This is a genomic window from uncultured Aquimarina sp. (assembly GCF_947492405.1).
Taxonomy (GTDB): Bacteria; Bacteroidota; Bacteroidia; order Flavobacteriales; family Flavobacteriaceae; genus Aquimarina.
The window spans coordinates 139,385-157,507 of record NZ_CANLMP010000005.1 but is presented as its reverse complement, the minus strand read 5'-3'; the positions used below and the strand labels follow the sequence as shown (position 1 = coordinate 157,507).

Sequence of the window (18,123 nt, the reverse complement as noted above, 5' to 3'; positions counted from 1 at the left end):
GAAAATGAAAAGCACACGAGCTTTATATATAAATATTCATAAATTGTTAATTATTCCTTTAGTTCTGGGGTTGATGTTTTTATATGATAATTTCTCTATAGAAGCTTATATGTATTTGGCTCTTCATGGAACCTATTCAATCTTATGGTTTCTAAAGTATTATTGGTTCAGAGATGAAGGTTTCAAAGCTCAGATTCCTGTACTAGAAGGTTTTTTTTCTGTTTTTGTAGTGATGCTGGGCTATTATGTAGCTCCATTTATATTGATTAGTCAACATGTGAAAGCTTCACCATTTTTTATATCAATAGTCTTATTTTTTTATATTATAGGGATCTTCTTTCATTTTGTGAGTGATATACAGAAATACTATACATTAAAATATAAGAAAGGGTTAATTATGGAAGGAATGTTTAGCAGAACTAGAAACCCTAACTATTTCGGAGAAATAATTATGTATCTTTCTCTTGCTCTGTTTTCAAAACATTGGCTGCCATTTGTAATTATTCTAGGTTTTACTTTTTTCGTATTTCTTAAGATAATGAAACAAAAAGATGTTTTTCTTTCCCAATTTCCGGAATTCGAAGCATACAAAAAAAGAAGCTGGTTATTGTTTCCTAAATTTTTTTAATCTTAAAACAGGGGAAATTAAATGGAGTAGATTAATTTAGAAGGTGTAATACCATATGTTTTCTTAAAAAGTTTACTAAAAGTAGGAAGATCTGGGAATTGTAATGTATCTGATATTTCCGAAATAGTCATTTTTCCAGAATTTATTAGTTGTTTTGCTTTTTGCATGCGCAAACGATTCAGATATTGATGTGGTGTTTGTTGATATATCGCTTTAAATGAACTATATAAATGATATTCAGAAAGTCCCGATATTAGTGATAGTTCTTCGATATCAATATTTTTACTTTGATAAGAATCGTGTAAATAATCATGTGCGACTAATGTCCTTTTAAAAACTTCTCTTTTAGTACCTTCTTTTTTACCCTTTATAAGTTTAATTCGTTTATGATAATTAGACTGTTCCTGGTATAATACTCCCAAAAGTTCTAAAACTATTTCATTAGGCTCCAACAACTCATAATCTTCACTATTACTTATTTTAAGTAGATTTTTCATGAATTTTCCAGTCTCAGAATAGGAAGCTTTATAGGTGTTTTCTATAAATAAATCATCGTAGTTTGAAACCTCAAACGGAGCCTCAAGTAGTTTTGTTTCCTTAGTATGTATACAATGACTGAATTTAGAGATCAACTTTTCTGATAGAACAAAGCTTAGAACGTCGATTCTTTCTTCTTCTTTACATAAGAACTCCCAATCAGTATTAGGATTAATAATAGTAAAGTGGCCTTTTTTAAGCTTAGAAGATCTTTCTTTGGTTACCAAATTCATAGGGCTTAGCGAATTAGAATATACCAGGCTTAATGAGTTTTGTTGTCTTGCGTAAGAATACGGTAAAAATGTATTAAACCGCATCAGATAATTTTTGTCTTTGGCCAATGGATTATGATCCTCTCTTCTGCTCTTACTAAAGTGATTATAGTATCGATCAAGATATTTTGAAGACATATTTTAGGGGTAAAAATCTAATGACAAATGTACTGAAAATTATATAAATAGTGTTTTTTGAGAAACTCATCAGTTTTTGACAACCTTATGTTTTTACATATCTAATATTTTTGCAGCCTTAACATCGTAATAATGATATAATACTAATGTTACGAGTATAGTTGGTTTACCGGATAACTGTGGGGTATCTGTTATCCGGTATCATTCTAAACTGAGTGATATAAAATAAAAAAGCAGGATGATATGAATATAATTTTAGTCCCAGTTCTATTTAAATAATCAGTATGGAAATTTGTGCTATAGTTATAGATGATGAGAAAAAAAACAGGCAATTATTAACAATTGCACTGCAGGAGTATTGTCCTCAGGTTTTAGAAATTTATGAAGCAGAAGATTTGTTGTCAGGTGTTGCTATGATAAAAAAATATCAACCTCAGATCGTATTCCTAGATATTGAAATGCCTGAGCATTCTGGATTACAAATCCTTAATTTTATAGATGAAAAGGATTTAACTTTTGAGATTGTTTTTACAACAGCTTATCGTGAATATGGGATAGAAGCATTTCAATTTTCGGCAATAGATTATTTATTAAAACCATTACGTCCCCAACTCATAAAAGAAGCTGTTACTAAGGCTGAAAAAGTAATCGGTAAAAAACAAATCTATAAACGTTTACAGGAGCCTCCTACAATCTTTAGAAACAATAAATTTAACAAAGTAGCACTACCTGTTGCTGATGGTATACTTTTTTTAGACTTAGATGATATTATTTGTTTTAAAGCAGATGGGATGTATACTAAAGTATATTCGATATCTGAAGGCGAACTTTTGATTAGTAAACCATTAAAGCACTTTAATGATATGATGATAGAAAGATCTAACTTCTATAAGCCTCATAGATCTTTTATAATTAATATTAACCATATAAAACAGTACATCAAGACAGATGGAGGCTACATACTGATGGATAATAATATGACAGTTTCTATTTCCAAAGAAAAAAGAGAAGAGTTTTTAAAATTAACTACTCAATGTTAATTGCTTTATAAGCCCAAATCCAACTTTCAGAAATACAGAGCAAGCTATTAGAAGTTCATTGTTAAAAAGAACTTCAGTAAGAATTCTATTTGTATAAATTTTTAAATACCAAGCATCACCCAAAATGATTCAAAACATTCGAACCAGTAAAGTATCAAAAGTAGTAGCCTGTTATTTGGCTGTACAACTTGTTGTACAAACATTACAACCATTGCAGTTATATGCTTTGACTAGTGGACCAAGCCAACCAGAATTTAATTCATTTACACCAATATCTACATCTGATATGGTGAATCTTACCTCAGGGGATTTTAATTACAATATTCCTATTATGGATGTAGGAGGGTATCCATTAAACCTGGCGTATGATTCTGGGATTACCATGGATCAGGAAGCGTCTTGGGTAGGATTAGGATGGAATCTTAATGTTGGGCAAATTGCCCGACAAGTACGTGGTTTGCCCGATGATTTTAAAGGAGATCCGATGCGCTATGAAAATGATATGAAGAAGAATGTAACCGTAGGTACAAATTTTAAATTATCATTTGATTTTTTCGGAAATGAAGTTACGATTAATAAAGGAACAAAGGATGAAAGTACTACAAGACCTGGAGAGATAGGATTTGGATTAGGTGTACAGTATAATAGTTATGAGGGGATTACTTTTAAACCATCCTTAGGGATGAGTTATGACCTTAATGACAATATCAAACTAGGTGTGGATTTTTCTCCTACTGCGGCAAACGGAGTTTCTATTGATCCGTCTGTGAGTCTTTCCAAACAAATGGAAGGAAAAAAAGACGATTATATGGGTACGGGTTCTATTGGAGCAAGCTTAAATTCCAGAATGGGATTACAATCCTTTAGTTTGTCTGCCTCCACAAATAGGTATACGGGAGAAGTAAAGAAAAATGGAGCGAAGGAAACAGTTGGAGGTAGTTTAGGAAACTCATATTCTTTTAATAATCATCAAGTATTTACCCCAAGTAAAAGAGCCGGTTTAAAAAATGAGAGTTTTAGTTTTAGAGCAGCCCTAGGTTCATCTATTATGGGTGCCAATACCCAGGGACAGATCGATGGTTATGGATCCTATCAGGAAATAAGAGATTCAGAAAAGGATAAAGTAGTAGCCGGTTTTGGGTATGAACATACGGAAGCAGCTGGCGAAAATGATGTTTTAGATTTTAATAGAGAAAAAGATAGAAGTTTTAGTAAGCATACTACCGTTTTACCAATTACAAATTACACATATGATGTCTATGCTATTCAGGGACAGGGGCTACAAGGTAGTTTTAGACCTTTCAGAAGTCAGGTGGGATATGTATATGATGCTAAAATCGAAGATGAAGGAGGCGGAGGTAGTTTAGGAGCTCAGTTTGGAGGTGGTAACGCATTTTATGCAGGTTTAGATATTAACGTTTCTAATTCTGAGGGTAGTACCGGAATTTGGAATAGAAATAATTTTGTCTTACCGCAATTTTCTGAAAAATCTACCGATGACAATTCAATTGACTATGAATCGGTTTATTTTAAAACTTCAGGATCGTTAGATGTAGATGATAATCTTTCATTATTTACTGAAGATGTTCACGAAAACAAACCTGTTAAAATTGGTTTGGGAGGAAAGAAATATGGTAGAACGACTACGTCAAATTTTGATGTAACTCAGTATTCAAGAAGTGGGAGCTCGGTAGCGGATAAATCAGTACCTATCACCTCAAAAATTAAGCGTACAAAAAGAAGTAAACGAAATCAGGTTATCCAAAAAATAACCAATGAAGAAGCAAAATTGGATCCTTTTGTACAGTCTAGAGGAAGCGATGTGGATGCAAAAGACCACCATACGGTTGGAGTCAAAATTTTGCAACCCAATGGGAGTACGTATATTTTTGGACAGGCAGCATATAATACGAAAAAAGTAGAAGCCACATTTGACGTTTCGGGTAGGGATGATTTCAACTGTGCAACTGGTTTGGTTGGATACAATAGTGCTAATTTAAAGGATAACGGAGCCTATAAATTCGTAAACGGAAGAAAGATAAAAAAGAGTGATTACTTTTTTAATCGAATTACAACCCCTTCATATGCACATACCTATTTGTTAAGCAGTGTAATTTCTGCAGATTATGAAGATGTAAGTTTAGATGGTCCTACAGATGATGACCTGGGTTCCTATACTAAATTTCATTACACCACAAGCGATGCCAATTATAAGTGGAGAGTCCCATTTGAAGAAAATAAGGTTACTTATAATGAGGGACTAAAATCTAATCCATATGATCAAAAAGGAAACTATATATATGGTGAAAAGGAGTTGGTATATATAAAGAAAATTGAAACTAAGACCCATATTGCGGTTTTTCGCCTTTCTGATAGAAAAGATGGAGCCGGAGTAATGAATGAAGCTGGAGGTCTGGGTAATAATTCAATGCAAAAATTGGATCGAGTTGATTTATATTCCAAACCGGAATATAAGAAATTTGAGGCTCTGCTGGAAGATGATGACCCAACCAATGACCCTGCTTTATCTGTAGTATCCCCAATCAAATCAGCTCATTTTGAATATGAATATTCTTTGTGTAAAGGAATTAAAAATAACAATGGTGAATTTTACGACGGAAATCAGGATACCATTGATGATAATTTTGGAGGGAAACTAACCCTAAAGAAAGTCTATTTTACATATAGAGAATCTAGCATGGGTAAATACACACCTTACGTATTTAATTATGATAGTTTTAATCCGGATTATAATTTGAAATCCTATGATATTTGGGGAAATTATAAGCCGGTAGCTTCAGATTGGGTTGAAAAAAATGAAAATGGAAATCTTATTTTAAATCCTAAATCCGGTGCCTATTGTAATGCAAAGAATGATCCTATTACGTCTCCAGAATTTGCTTTTGTGCAGCAAAACGATAAGGAATTACAAGATGCTTTTGCTGCTGCCTGGACATTAACTTCTGTTGATTTGCCGTCAGGTGGTAAGTTAGAAATAGAAACTGAAGCGGATGATTATCAGTATGTACAGGACCGTAGAGCAATGCAAATGTTCAAAGTTGTAGGTGTTGGGAATAATCCTGTTCCTTCATCTATACCTGAGCTAAGTAATAATATCCTGTATGATAAAAATGATCACACAAGTTTCTTATACCTAAAATTAGAGAATGAAGATGATGTAATATCTAGAGCGGAGTTTATAGAAAAGTATTTAGGGAACACTAATAAGTCCATTTACTTCAAGTTTTTACTGAATATGGTGAAGAACACTAATTCTCAATTTGATTATGTATCCGGCTATGCAGACATCAATTATGAATCAAATAGTGGGATCAACGTTTTCAAAAAAGATGGTAACCGAGTTTATGCATCATTACAGCTTAAAAAATTACCAAGAGAAGGAGGTTGGATAAAAAGTGACAAAGAAGTGAATCCTATTACCAAAGCGGGATGGTTTTTTGGTAGGACTTATATGAATAAAATTGTGTATAGCACTGGTGGAGATGCTTTCAATGATGATTTCGAATCTATCGTGGGCGCCCTAGTAGATGATCTAGGGGAAATAGCTTCAATATTTAAAGGCCCTAACAAAAAATTGCAATCCAAAAAGAACTCAATAGAGTTTGTACCTGAGAAGTCTTGGGTACGTTTACAAAATCCTAATAAGAGAAAATTAGGAGGAGGAATTAGGGTAAAGAAAATTCAACTACGTGACCAGTGGGGGAATATGACTAATAACCCTGGTGACCCTATTTATGATCAGTTTTATGGACAAGAGTATAACTATGATGACGAAAATGGTTTTTCCAGTGGAGTTGCAACTTTTGAACCTAATAGTAGCAAAGAAAATCCTTTTGTAGAACCTTTTTATGATGATCAGGGAGGTACTTATAAGGAAAAGAGATTAGCTCCAAAAGAATTTAATTATGTAGAAAAACCAATAGGAGAATCATTCTATCCATATGCTACAGTTACTTATGGTCGCGTTATAGTTAAAAATCTGGATCGTACAAGAATAGATGGCGATACTGAGGTTACCTTGAATAGAAATGCCACCGGTAAAATCGTGAATACGTTTTATACTTCTAAAAACTTTCCAACGATTAGTAGGTTTACCAATATAAATAAATTCACAGATATTAAAAAAGGAGCACTTACCATACTGACCAAAAAGTTAGATGATAGAAATCATTTAACTCTTTCTCAGGGATTTGTGGTGGAAACTAATGATATGAATGGTAAACTTTGGAAACAAGAGATCTTCGCAGAGAATCAGGAAGATCCAATATCCGGGAAAGAATATATATATAGTACGCAATCCACATTTAATGAGTATGGTAAAAACGAGTTGAATAACTATTTACCTACGATATCCAAAGATGGTAAAGTTACGGATAGTAAAATCATCGGTTTGCAGTATGATGTGATTAATGATTTTAGAGAGAATAGAACCGAATTAGATTTTATAGGAGTAAACGCGAATTTGACTGGTTTCTTTGCGGCGATTATACCTGCAATTGTACCCGTACCGTTACCGGTTTCGTCTTATCAGGAAGATATATTACGAACAGCAGTTACTACCAAAGTAATTCATAGAACCGGGATTCTTGTTAAAGAAAAATCATTTGACCTTAGTGCAGTGGTGTCTACCAAAAATTTAGCTTGGGATGCAGAAACCGGACAAGTATTGTTAACTCAAACAATAAATGAATACGATGACCAATATTACAGCTTTAATTTTCCTGCACATTGGCATTATGATACAATGGGGTTAGCTTCAAAAAACATCGGAATGGAAGGAACTCTGATGCCAGGTTCTGATAATAAACATTTTCAAATTTTAGGGTACAATGCTAATGAGTACTTGACCAAAGGAGATGAATTATTAGTTAAAGGTATTGAACAAACAACAGACCTACTCGGAAACAAATTATGGGTAGTTGGATTTAATGCTTTAGGAAACGGAGTGTTACTAATGAATGCTAAAGGGAAGGTTGTAGACAAAGATTTCATGAACAATATCAGCGGAGGTACAATTTCCTTTAAACTTGTAAGATCCGGTTATAGGAATCTGCAATCGGCTAGTATGGCTTCTGTAATGTTAATGAAAAACCCGCTTCGGGATGATGCGGGTAATCTTCAAGATATTACAGAAAATACCTTTACAGTTCCTGAAAATAGTGAATTAGCAGGCGATTTTAGAATTATAAATTCGAGCGCAATAGCCTATGGAGATTTATGGAAACCTCAGTGCGAATGTAATTTACCTATACAAAGCAAAACGATTAGTAATGATGAGGCTGTTGCTGAAGCACAAATGACAAGTTTAGGTTTTAATCCTTACCTATATAACGTAAAAGGAGAATGGCGAGCAAAATCATCTTACGCCTATCTAACTTCAAGAAGAGCAAATGAGAATGCTTCCCCAAGAGTTGAAGGGTTTTATCAGGATTTTAGACCTTTTTATACATTAAGAAATGGAGAATGGCATAAATCTGCAACCATCGAGCAAGATTGGACATTTGCCAGTGAGGTATCTCAATATAGTCCGTACGGTGTAGAACTAGAAAACAGGGATGCTTTAGATAGACACTCATCAGCACAGTTTGGTTACAACTACACCTTACCTACGGCTGTGACTTCTAATAGCCAATATCGAGAAATGGGAGTAGACAATTTCGAGGATTATATGTATAAAGGTAACGGAACCGATAATTCTGAAGATGTAGTATCTACAGAAGGGCATTTTGATTTCCGTGAGGTAGCGAATGCAGATGGCGCAGAAGGGATAAAAATTTCGGATCAACTTTCTCACACAGGTAAAAACAGTTTACGCGTACCGGACGGTAAAGAAGCCAGTCTTCATAAAGTATTGGTGCCACAACCAGCAAAAGAGCAGGATTACGACGGAGATGGATTGATAGGCGATGCAGATAAATGTCCATATACACCTAACAGATATAATAATGGAGATTATGATAACGATGGTATTGGAGATGCCTGTGATGATGATGCAACTCCGTTTATAGCAGGAGAAATAGATAAACCTGATAACATAATTAACAATGGATATGGGTGTTATGGAAAAGTGGCAAATTTTGATATACAGGGAGTACCTAATGGAACTTTAGATTATGCAGTCATCATCGAAAATGCAGGAAACAATGGTTGGTCAGCTCATATTGGAGATCAGAATGTAGGTTTACTTCCATTACTAAATTCTAATACCCACAGGGGTTCTATCAATCTGGATGTTACAGGAAGGTATCGTATTAAGTTCTCTGTAAATGCTATGAATAAAAAAAGAGGTTTTTGGAATGATAGTAATGTGGTGCAAGTGAAGTTTTTGCTATTGGATACACAAGGAAAACCTATAGAAGATAGTAGACAAATTACTGTAGAGGTGATATCAGATAAAGCCAAATGCCCGTAAACAAGAAAAACAAACCAACAACTTAATTCATTACTAAGAAAAATTTAGGATTCGATGAATGAACCAAAACCTTGAGTAATATGGGTATTTGGACAGTTTTATTAGGATTCTGAACTAATAGTCAGACATATGAAAATATATACGTACAAGATCAAGTATTTTTTTACACTGATATTATTATGGGTATCAGTAGTATCTTTTGCACAAGTATCACAAGCAGAACGTGACGCATTGATCGATTTGTATAATGCAACGGATGGTCCTAATTGGAGAAATACACTAGCTGGGGATAGAGCTTGGCAAATTAATGATCCCAATAGTGATGTAAGTACTTGGTATGGGGTTAAGGTTTTAGAGGGAAGAATAAGTGAGATAGATCTTCAGCTGAATAACTTAACTGGTAGTTTAACTTCATCTATTGGTATTTTTACCAGTTTGAAGCAATTGAAATTATCGTTGAATCAGATAACAGGAATTATTCCTGAAGAAATAGGAAACCTAGTTTCATTAGAAGGATTAGGCATAACTCATAATCAATTATCGGGTTCTATACCACTACAACTAGGTAATCTTAAATCCTTAGTTGGGCTTCATTTACACCATAATCAATTAGTAGGAACAATTCCTGGTTCTTTAGGAAATTTACCAGTTTTGAAGGCATTGTATTTAAATAATAACAATCTTACAGGGAGTATTCCTGTTGAGCTTTCAAAATTAATATTGCTGAATAGTTTGAGTCTTTCGTTTAATCAATTGACAGGAGTCATACCTGTAGAATTTACTCAGTTATCTTCATTAAATATTGTATACTTAAATAATAATCAACTCTCTGGAAAAGTACCTGACTTTACAACTCAGTTTAATAGTCTTATTCCATTTTTTCATATAAATGACAATACATTTAAATTCTCTGATTTTGAAACAGAATTTATTACATATATTAATAAATTAGGGGATAATTTTATCTACTTTCCCCAATCCAAAGTAGATACAGAAGAAACAGTATCAGTTACAGAAGGAGGAACTATCACGCTAACCAGTGATGTGCTGACCAGTAATAATAACAACTACCAATGGTATAAAAAGATAAACGGAACGCTAATCCCAATTACTGGAGCTACCAGTAAAGATTTTACTATTAATGGAGTAACTGAAGCCGATGCAGGAGAATATATTTTTAAAGCAACCAATAGCGTTGTAACCAATCTTGAACTAGAAAGAAATCCAATTACCCTTACTGTAACTCCCGGTATCGATTGTGTATCCGCTGCAGAACGACAGGCATTGGTTGATCTATATAATGCAACCAATGGTGACAACTGGACAAATACTATAGCAGTTAATCAACCTTGGCTAGTAAATGATCCCAATTCTTCGGTTTGTGATTGGTATGGTATTGTAGTTGGTGATGGTAAAGTAACACAAATTAATTTGCCTGTTAATAATTTATCCGGTTCTATTCCAAGTTCAATCAATAAGCTTACGGGCTTGCGCGCCATTTATTTAGGATCCAATGATTTTAGTGGTAGTACATTACCAGTTGAAATGGGGCAGCTTACAGAACTTCGTTCAATCAGAATCAATAATTGTAAGTTCGAAGGAGACTTCCCGGTTCAGCTTACCGGCTTAACAGAGCTAATAATCCTTAGGGCAGAAAAAAACAATTTCACGGGACCTTTGCCTCCAGAAATTGGTCAATTAAAAAAATTACAAGTTTTAGACTTACATCAAAATCAACTTTCCGGAGAAATACCAACGGAAATTGGGGAAATGATAAACTTGACGTATTTACGATTGTTTTCTAATCAACTAACCGGACAACTACCATCTTCGTTAGGAGATTTGATCAATCTGGGGACCTTGACTCTTGGTGGAAACCCGTTTGCGAGTACATTACCAAAAGAATTAGGACAGTTAAAAAAACTTGCATTTCTAAGCTTAAACAATTGTGGGCTTTATGGAGAAATCCCGCCTGAAATAAGTGGTATGATGAGTCTTAGGACTATGAGTATGTATAACAATCGGTTTACAGGTAGTATTCCAAGGTCTTTTGAACAATTAAATAACTTAGAGAATATAGCACTACAAGGAAATGAACTTTCAGGAAGTATTCCTGAAGAACTAGGATTAGTTCAAGGTTTAAAAACTATTGTTCTATACAGTAATCAACTTACTGGAAATATTCCTGTGTCATTAGGTCAACTATCAAATCTTACTACCTTACGTTTGGAGGCGAATCAATTATCAGGCAGTATCCCGGCTTCATTTGTGCAATTATCAAACCTGAAACGTCTTAATCTTCATAGTAACAATCTTGAAGGGAAATTAGATTCAGGTTTAGCAGAATTGGTAAGTCTAGAAAATTTCACGATATACAATAACAAGTTTATCTTTTCAGATTTTGAAACAGAATTCAGTCAATATGATAGCAGATTAGGAACCAATTTTAGGTATAACCCGCAGGCCGATGTAGATATGGAAGAAACCCTGTCCGTTATTGAGGGAGGTTCTATTACACTAACCAGTAATGTATTGACCAGTGATAATAACAACTACCAATGGTTCAAAAATGATATAGCTATAGAAGCAGCCTCCAAAAAAGATTTAGTGATTTCTAATGCTACATCATCAAATACTGGAGAATATATTTTTAGAGCAACCAATAGTATAGTAAGAGACCTTGAACTGAAAAGAAATCCAATTACCCTTACCGTAACTCCCAGTAACGATTGCGTATCTGCTTTAGAACGTCAGGCATTAATAGATTTTTATGTTGCAACGAATGGTGACAATTGGGCAAATACAGTAGCAGGTAATCAACCTTGGTTAATCAATGACCCTAATTCTTCGGTGTGCGATTGGTATGGGGTAAATGTGAGTGAAGGAAAAGTGGTAGACCTTATATTGTCATCCAATGATCTATCTGGAGCAATACCTGCTACCATTGAAAATCTGTCTGGATTAAAGAGAATAATGCTGGATAGAAATCAATTAACTGGTTCGATTCCTGAAACCATAAGTAATTTAAGTCAATTAAATGATATTAGGTTGTTTACAAATCAATTGGAAGGGAGTATTCCTGAGATGATAGGTAATCTCACCTTATTAAATCGATTCGATGTAAGATATAATCAGTTAGGGGGTAATCTTCCCATAACGTTTTGGGAGTTGACTAATTTAGAGTATTGCTTACTGCATAATAACCAATTTACAGGCCCTATACCTAGAGAGGTTGAAAACCTAAATAAGCTTATAACTTTTGATATCAATACGAACCAGTTTTCTGGTGAATTACCAAAAGAACTTGGCAACTTATTGTCACTAGAACTTTTTAGAGCTTACAAGAATCAATTTAATGGGGCGATTCCTATGGAAATTGGGCTGTTAAAGGCTTTAAAGGATTTAAATATTAGAGATAACCAATTAACCGGTCCAATTCCTGAACAATTAGCAACTATTCCTAACTTAGAAGTGTTGTCTCTATCTGGTAACCAATTGACTGGTGGGGTAATAAAACCTGCACTAGGTCAGCTTTCTAAATTAAGAGTATTAAATTTAGGGGATAATCAATTGACAGGTACGATTCCTACAGAATTAGGTGAGTTGATTGAGCTTACACATCTTCAACTATATAAGAACCAATTAGAAGGTTCTATACCGAAAGAAATCACGAATTTAGAAGCACTTAGAGAATTATATCTTTATCAAAATTATTTTGAAGGAAAAATTCCAGACTTTACGCAAAACCTGGCACTTACTACTTTATTAATTAGACAAAATAAATTTATTTTCTCGGATTTTGAAAATGAGTTTAAGGCTTATAACGATACATTAGGTGATAAATTTAGTTATGCACCTCAGGAAGAGGTGGATGAAATTGAAACGATTACTGGTAATCCAGGAGAAAGAATTGTTTTATCGACAAGGTTGTTTAGTGACAATAATAATTATCAATGGTATAAAGATGGGGTTACGATTACAGGAGCGACGAGTAGAGAGTTTAGTATAGAAAACCCTAGTGATGCTGATGCCGGTGTTTATCACTTTTTAGCAACCAATACTGTTGTTACCAATTTAGAGCTGAAAAGAAATCCTATTACCGTAACTATAAGTGCAGGTAGTCTGTGTAATGTTTCCGCAGAAGAGCGTCAGGCATTAATTGATTTCTACATGGCTACAGATGGGGATAATTGGATCAATACCCGTCAAAACAACCAACCTTGGTTAATCAATGATCCTAATTCTTTAGTTTGTGATTGGTTTGGAGTTGTTGTGGTAGATGGAAAAGTAAAAGAATTAGATCTTGAGGCAAATAATCTGGTTGGAAGCATTCCGGAAGTTATCACTCAATTAGGGACCCTGGAAATTCTAAAATTACCAAAGAATAAACTTTCGGGCAATATTCCTGCAGTAATAGGTCAAATGACATCTTTAGTCACGCTTCGATTAAATCAAAATCAATTAACAGGAGCTGTTCCTCCAGAATTAGGTCAGTTAATAAATTTAACGGGACTTCAACTGTATCAGAATCAATTAACCGGTACAATTCCGGTTGAATTATTCGGGTTAGAAAGCATACTGTACCTAAGTCTTTCTCGCAATCAGTTAACCGGAACTATTCCTAGAGAATTTGGTCAATTAAAGACAATGCAGCAATTGCACCTGGCTTATAATCAACTAAATGGCCCTATACCAGAAGAGCTATATACTTTGGACAGATTAGCTTACCTTTATTTGGATCACAATTCTTTAACAGGAAACATTCCTGTTCCTCAAGTTGGTCAATTGCCAAAATTAGTAAGATTGTGGTTTAATAGCAACAAGTTAAACGGTACAGTGCCCGGACAGTTTGGCCAATTGCCTAGGCTGGATCAATTATGGTTAGATGTGAACGAATTAAGTGGTACAATTCCTCCAGAACTGGGGCAAGCACAAAGAATTACTTCTTTGAAGTTAAATACCAATCAATTAACCGGTGATATCCCAAAGGAGTTAACACAGCTCTCAACCGTAAAGGTGTTATATCTATTTGATAACCAGTTAACAGGGGCAATTCATTCGGAGTTTGGTGATATGACAGCGCTTACTTATTTTGATATAAGTAAAAACCAGTTAAGCGGAAGTATTCCTGCTACATTTGGTAATTTAAAAAATACTAAGTTTATCAATATAAGTGTAAATAAGCTAACTGGTACAATCCCTTCCGAAATAGGACAATCAGATATGGCGCTTCAATATTTTAGTGCTAATGACAACGATTTAGAAGGAAGTATTCCTACTTCATTTATGAACCTGGATAAATTGATCAGACTTAATGTAGGAAGAAACCAATTAAGTGGAAAAATTCCTGATCTTTCAGGTATCACTCCACTTACCGCCTTATATATTCAATATAACGAGTTTATTTTTTCAGATTTTGAAAAAGAGTTTGTAAAATATAAAACACAACTAGAAACGTTTCAGTATTCACCTCAGGCCAAAGTAGATGAGGAAGAAACTAGGTCTGTTTCCATAGGAGAAGGACCTATTACCTTGATTAGTAATCAACTTACAAGTGAGAATAATAGCTATCAATGGTATAAAAAGGTAGATGAAACAGTGACTCCAATTGCCGATGCTACAAGCAAAGATTTTACCTTAGCAGAAGTAAAAGAAGAAGATGCTGGTGATTATTACTTTTTAGTAACAAATACTGTGGTTACGGAATTAGAGTTAGAAAGAAATCCTATTACATTGACTATCAATGCTGGCAATCCGTGTAATGTTTCTGCAGAAGAGCGTCAGGCACTAATCGATTTCTATCTAGCTACCGATGGGGATAATTGGAAAAACACCCTTGAAGGTAATAAGCCTTGGTTAATTAATGATCCTAATAGTTCAGTTTGTGACTGGTTTGGTGTAACCGTAATTGACGGGAGCATAACTGTTTTAAATTTACCTTCAAATAACTTAGTTGGTAATATATCACCGAAGTTAGAAGTATTATTAAACTTAGAAAATCTTACACTAAGAAGTAATCAACTTACAGGTAGTATTCCTGTGGAGTTAGAAAACTTAATAAAACTAAAAAGAATAGATATAGGATCTAATAAGTTGATCGGTACGATTCCAATTGAGTTATTTCTAAAACTAAAGTCCCTAACTTACCTCAGTCTTAGAAACAATAAATTAATAGGTGAAATCCCTCCAGAAATAGAAGAATTAGATAAGTTAGGGACTTTACTTTTAAATGGTAATCAATTATCGGGTACTATTCCAGCAACAATAGGGAAATTAGTTAAATTAAGAGATTTATATCTTAATGATAACCAGCTTACAGGAAGTGTACCTGCAGAATTGGGACTTCTTAAAGACGTATTGGGTAATCTTGCATTATCAAACAATCAGTTGTCGGGTGCTATACCTCCGGAAATAGGTGACTTGTCAAAGCTTGTAACATTATTTCTTAATCAGAATGAGTTAACAGGAATAATTCCGCAGACATTTGATCAATTAGGGTCATTACAAATCTTAAATCTTTCTAACAATTTATTAAGTGGGAGAGTACCTGATCTAACAAGCTTACCATTGAGAACAACACCAGTAGGGGGTGGAAGTTTTGCTATACAAAATAACAAATTTATCTTCTCTGATTTTGAAGTAGAATTTGATGTATATTCTCCAAAGTTAGGGAATAATTTTCAGTATTCGCCTCAAGCAAAAGTAGATATTGAGGAAACTAAAATAGCAGTATTAGGAGATCTTGTCAAACTTACCAGCAACCAACTAACTAGCGATAATAATAGCTATCAATGGTATAAAAAGGTAGGTGAAACAGTGACTCCAATTGCTGACGCCACAAGTAAAGATTTTACTATAGCAGAAGTAAAGGAAGAAGATGCAGGAGAATATTACTTTTTAGCAACGAATAGTGTGGTTACAGGATTAGAATTAGAAAGAAATCCAATAACGCTAGAGGTTTCCGGTGCATTAGGAGAAATGATACAGTATTTTTGTTCTAGTGAATACCCTATTTATGAATATCCTAAGGTGAAAGATATCATTTCTCCTATTTTGGGAGAAGTGGATTGGTATACGGAACAATTCGGTGGAGATCTTTTAAATAATCAGGATCCCCTTGGTGAATATACTTTGTATTGGGCAGATAACGGATTTGAAGCAAGGATTTCTGTTGAGGTTATCTTGGATGAAGGAGCACCTAATATTCCGGATTATCAAATGTTTAGTAGAGATGCCAACGCAACCATTGCGGATTTAGAAGCAGAAGATCTATCTATTACCTGGTTCGCAACTGCATCAGGTCAGCAAGAATTATCAATTACCGAACCATTAGTTAATGCCACTGTTTATTATGCCAGTCTTAACGGTAATTCTTGTAGAACAGCTGTATTTGCGTTTGTTGGAACCTTACCCCCGGATGGTGACGGATGGCAATATTTTTGTTTAACCCAGCAGGCTAGGGTTTCCGATCTTGATTTACAAGGAACGGATCTAAAATGGTATACTTCAGAAACCGGTGATGAAACCTATGATAATAATGATTTATTAGTAGATGGAAATGTCTATTATGCTTCACAAAATGACGGCGTTGAAGAAAGCCCATCTAGAAAAAGAGTCATTGTATCTATGTACGATACTCCGGCGCCGGTTGGAAAGTCTTTACAGGTAGTAGCTACAAATGATCAAGCTTATGTTTCGGATTTGACAGCTTCCGGATCCAATATTAAATGGTATGATCGCCCTGAAGGTGGAAATTTACTGAAAGAGACTACAATAATAGAAGATGGTAAAACCTACTATGCTTCTCAGACCAGAGGTATTTGTGAAAGTATTTCCCGTTTGGAAGTAACTGTCCAAATTATCCCTAAAGAACAACCGCAATTAGTAGACTGTATCAAGTTTAGACCGGATCCTGGTAAAAAGTATATAGTAAGTGCTTGGGTACGAGAAGATGCCGTAAAGGCAGAACCAACTGAAGTGATATATTTTAATAATAATTCTGTAGGTAATAGCGATGTTAGTAAGTTATTTGTGGATTTATTAAATGATCTTTTAGGTAAAGTCATGCGTCAGGAAGGAGTTCCTGAAGTATACGAACCGGATCCGGAGCAACGCAAGTATGATCCGTTGGTACCTTTTCTAAAGGAAAAATCATCCGATAATTTTGCCATCTACTACTTAGAGAACATAAAAGACGAATATGGCTTAACCGTTGGTTTTTCATTCTACTTAGATCCGGATAAAAAAACACGATTTGTATTTAAAACACCGTACGTGCGTAGGGCAAATAGCTATATGGGATATAGATATCCATTAATTGTGAATGGAAGCGATCAAAATAGTGATGATTTTGTGAAGATTACATTTACTACTGCAAAACCTTGTGGTACAGATATCTGTGTTTTTTATGATCTAGAAGTGAAGATTACCAGTAATAATATTGTAAACAATACAAGTTTTACGGAGAAAAATAAGCTGAATTACGAAGAGTATAATTATAATTTTGCTTACCAAAATAGTGTGAAACCTATAGCGGAAACTCAACTTACTACAGGTATCAAATCTCAATTACAACGCTTCAGATATGTTCCTAATCCGGATTATCAAGCAATCGAATATGAAAATGCTTTGCTAAAAATATCTTTTGAGAATAATAAAGATGGAGGAGAAGCAATCCCTGCTAACGAAAAAAACCTTTTTTTCAAACCCCTAGGTCCAGTTATTAAAGGATGGCAAAGGGTAGCAGCTCAATTTGATATTCCTGAAAAGGCCACGGATATGTTTGTTTCCTTGAAAAACAACAATGATAATGGAATTTACGCCTATTTCGATGATATCCGTATATATCCATTTAATGGAAATATGAAAAGCTACGTATACGATCCTGTAACGCAAAGACTCATGGCCGAGTTGGATGAAAATAACTATGCAACCTTTTATGAATACGATAAAGAAGGTGGGTTAGTGCGCGTAAAGAAAGAGACAGAAGAAGGTGTATATACGATTCAAGAAACCCGATCAGGAACCTACAAGAAAACTTCAAATCCACAATAATTATCACGTCGATTTAACGAG

5 protein-coding genes are annotated in these 18,123 nt (G+C 34.4%); 4 read left to right on the top strand and 1 reads right to left on the bottom strand.

Going from position 1 to position 18,123, the window contains the following annotated elements; genetic code table 11:
- Positions 1-4: 4 nt before the first annotated feature.
- On the top strand, positions 5-628 hold the full coding sequence (locus tag Q0829_RS18265) for a DUF1295 domain-containing protein (protein WP_298545845.1): 624 nt from the start codon (positions 5-7) through the stop codon (positions 626-628).
- Positions 629-645: 17 nt separating this feature from the next.
- On the opposite strand, the gene Q0829_RS18260 is transcribed toward Q0829_RS18265, so the two are convergent.
- Positions 646-1,575, bottom strand: coding sequence for an AraC family transcriptional regulator (locus Q0829_RS18260; RefSeq protein WP_298545844.1), 930 nt, complete (start codon positions 1,573-1,575; stop codon positions 646-648).
- A gap of 284 nt (positions 1,576-1,859) precedes the next feature.
- Between Q0829_RS18260 and Q0829_RS18255 the strand changes: the two genes are divergently transcribed.
- The 3 genes from Q0829_RS18255 to Q0829_RS18245 all read left to right on the top strand — a co-directional run bounded on the left by Q0829_RS18255 (position 1,860) and on the right by Q0829_RS18245 (position 18,102).
- Positions 1,860-2,615, top strand: coding sequence for a LytTR family DNA-binding domain-containing protein (locus Q0829_RS18255; protein ID WP_298545843.1), 756 nt, complete (start codon positions 1,860-1,862; stop codon positions 2,613-2,615).
- Between the two features lie 124 nt (positions 2,616-2,739).
- Entirely contained in the window at positions 2,740-9,048 is a 6,309-nt protein-coding gene (locus tag Q0829_RS18250) for a hypothetical protein (protein WP_298545842.1), read from the top strand.
- Between the two features lie 129 nt (positions 9,049-9,177).
- Positions 9,178-18,102 carry a hypothetical protein gene (locus Q0829_RS18245; protein WP_298545840.1) on the top strand — a complete coding sequence of 2,975 codons (8,925 nt, stop codon included), beginning with the start codon at positions 9,178-9,180 and terminating at the stop codon, positions 18,100-18,102.
- Positions 18,103-18,123 lie beyond the last annotated feature (21 nt).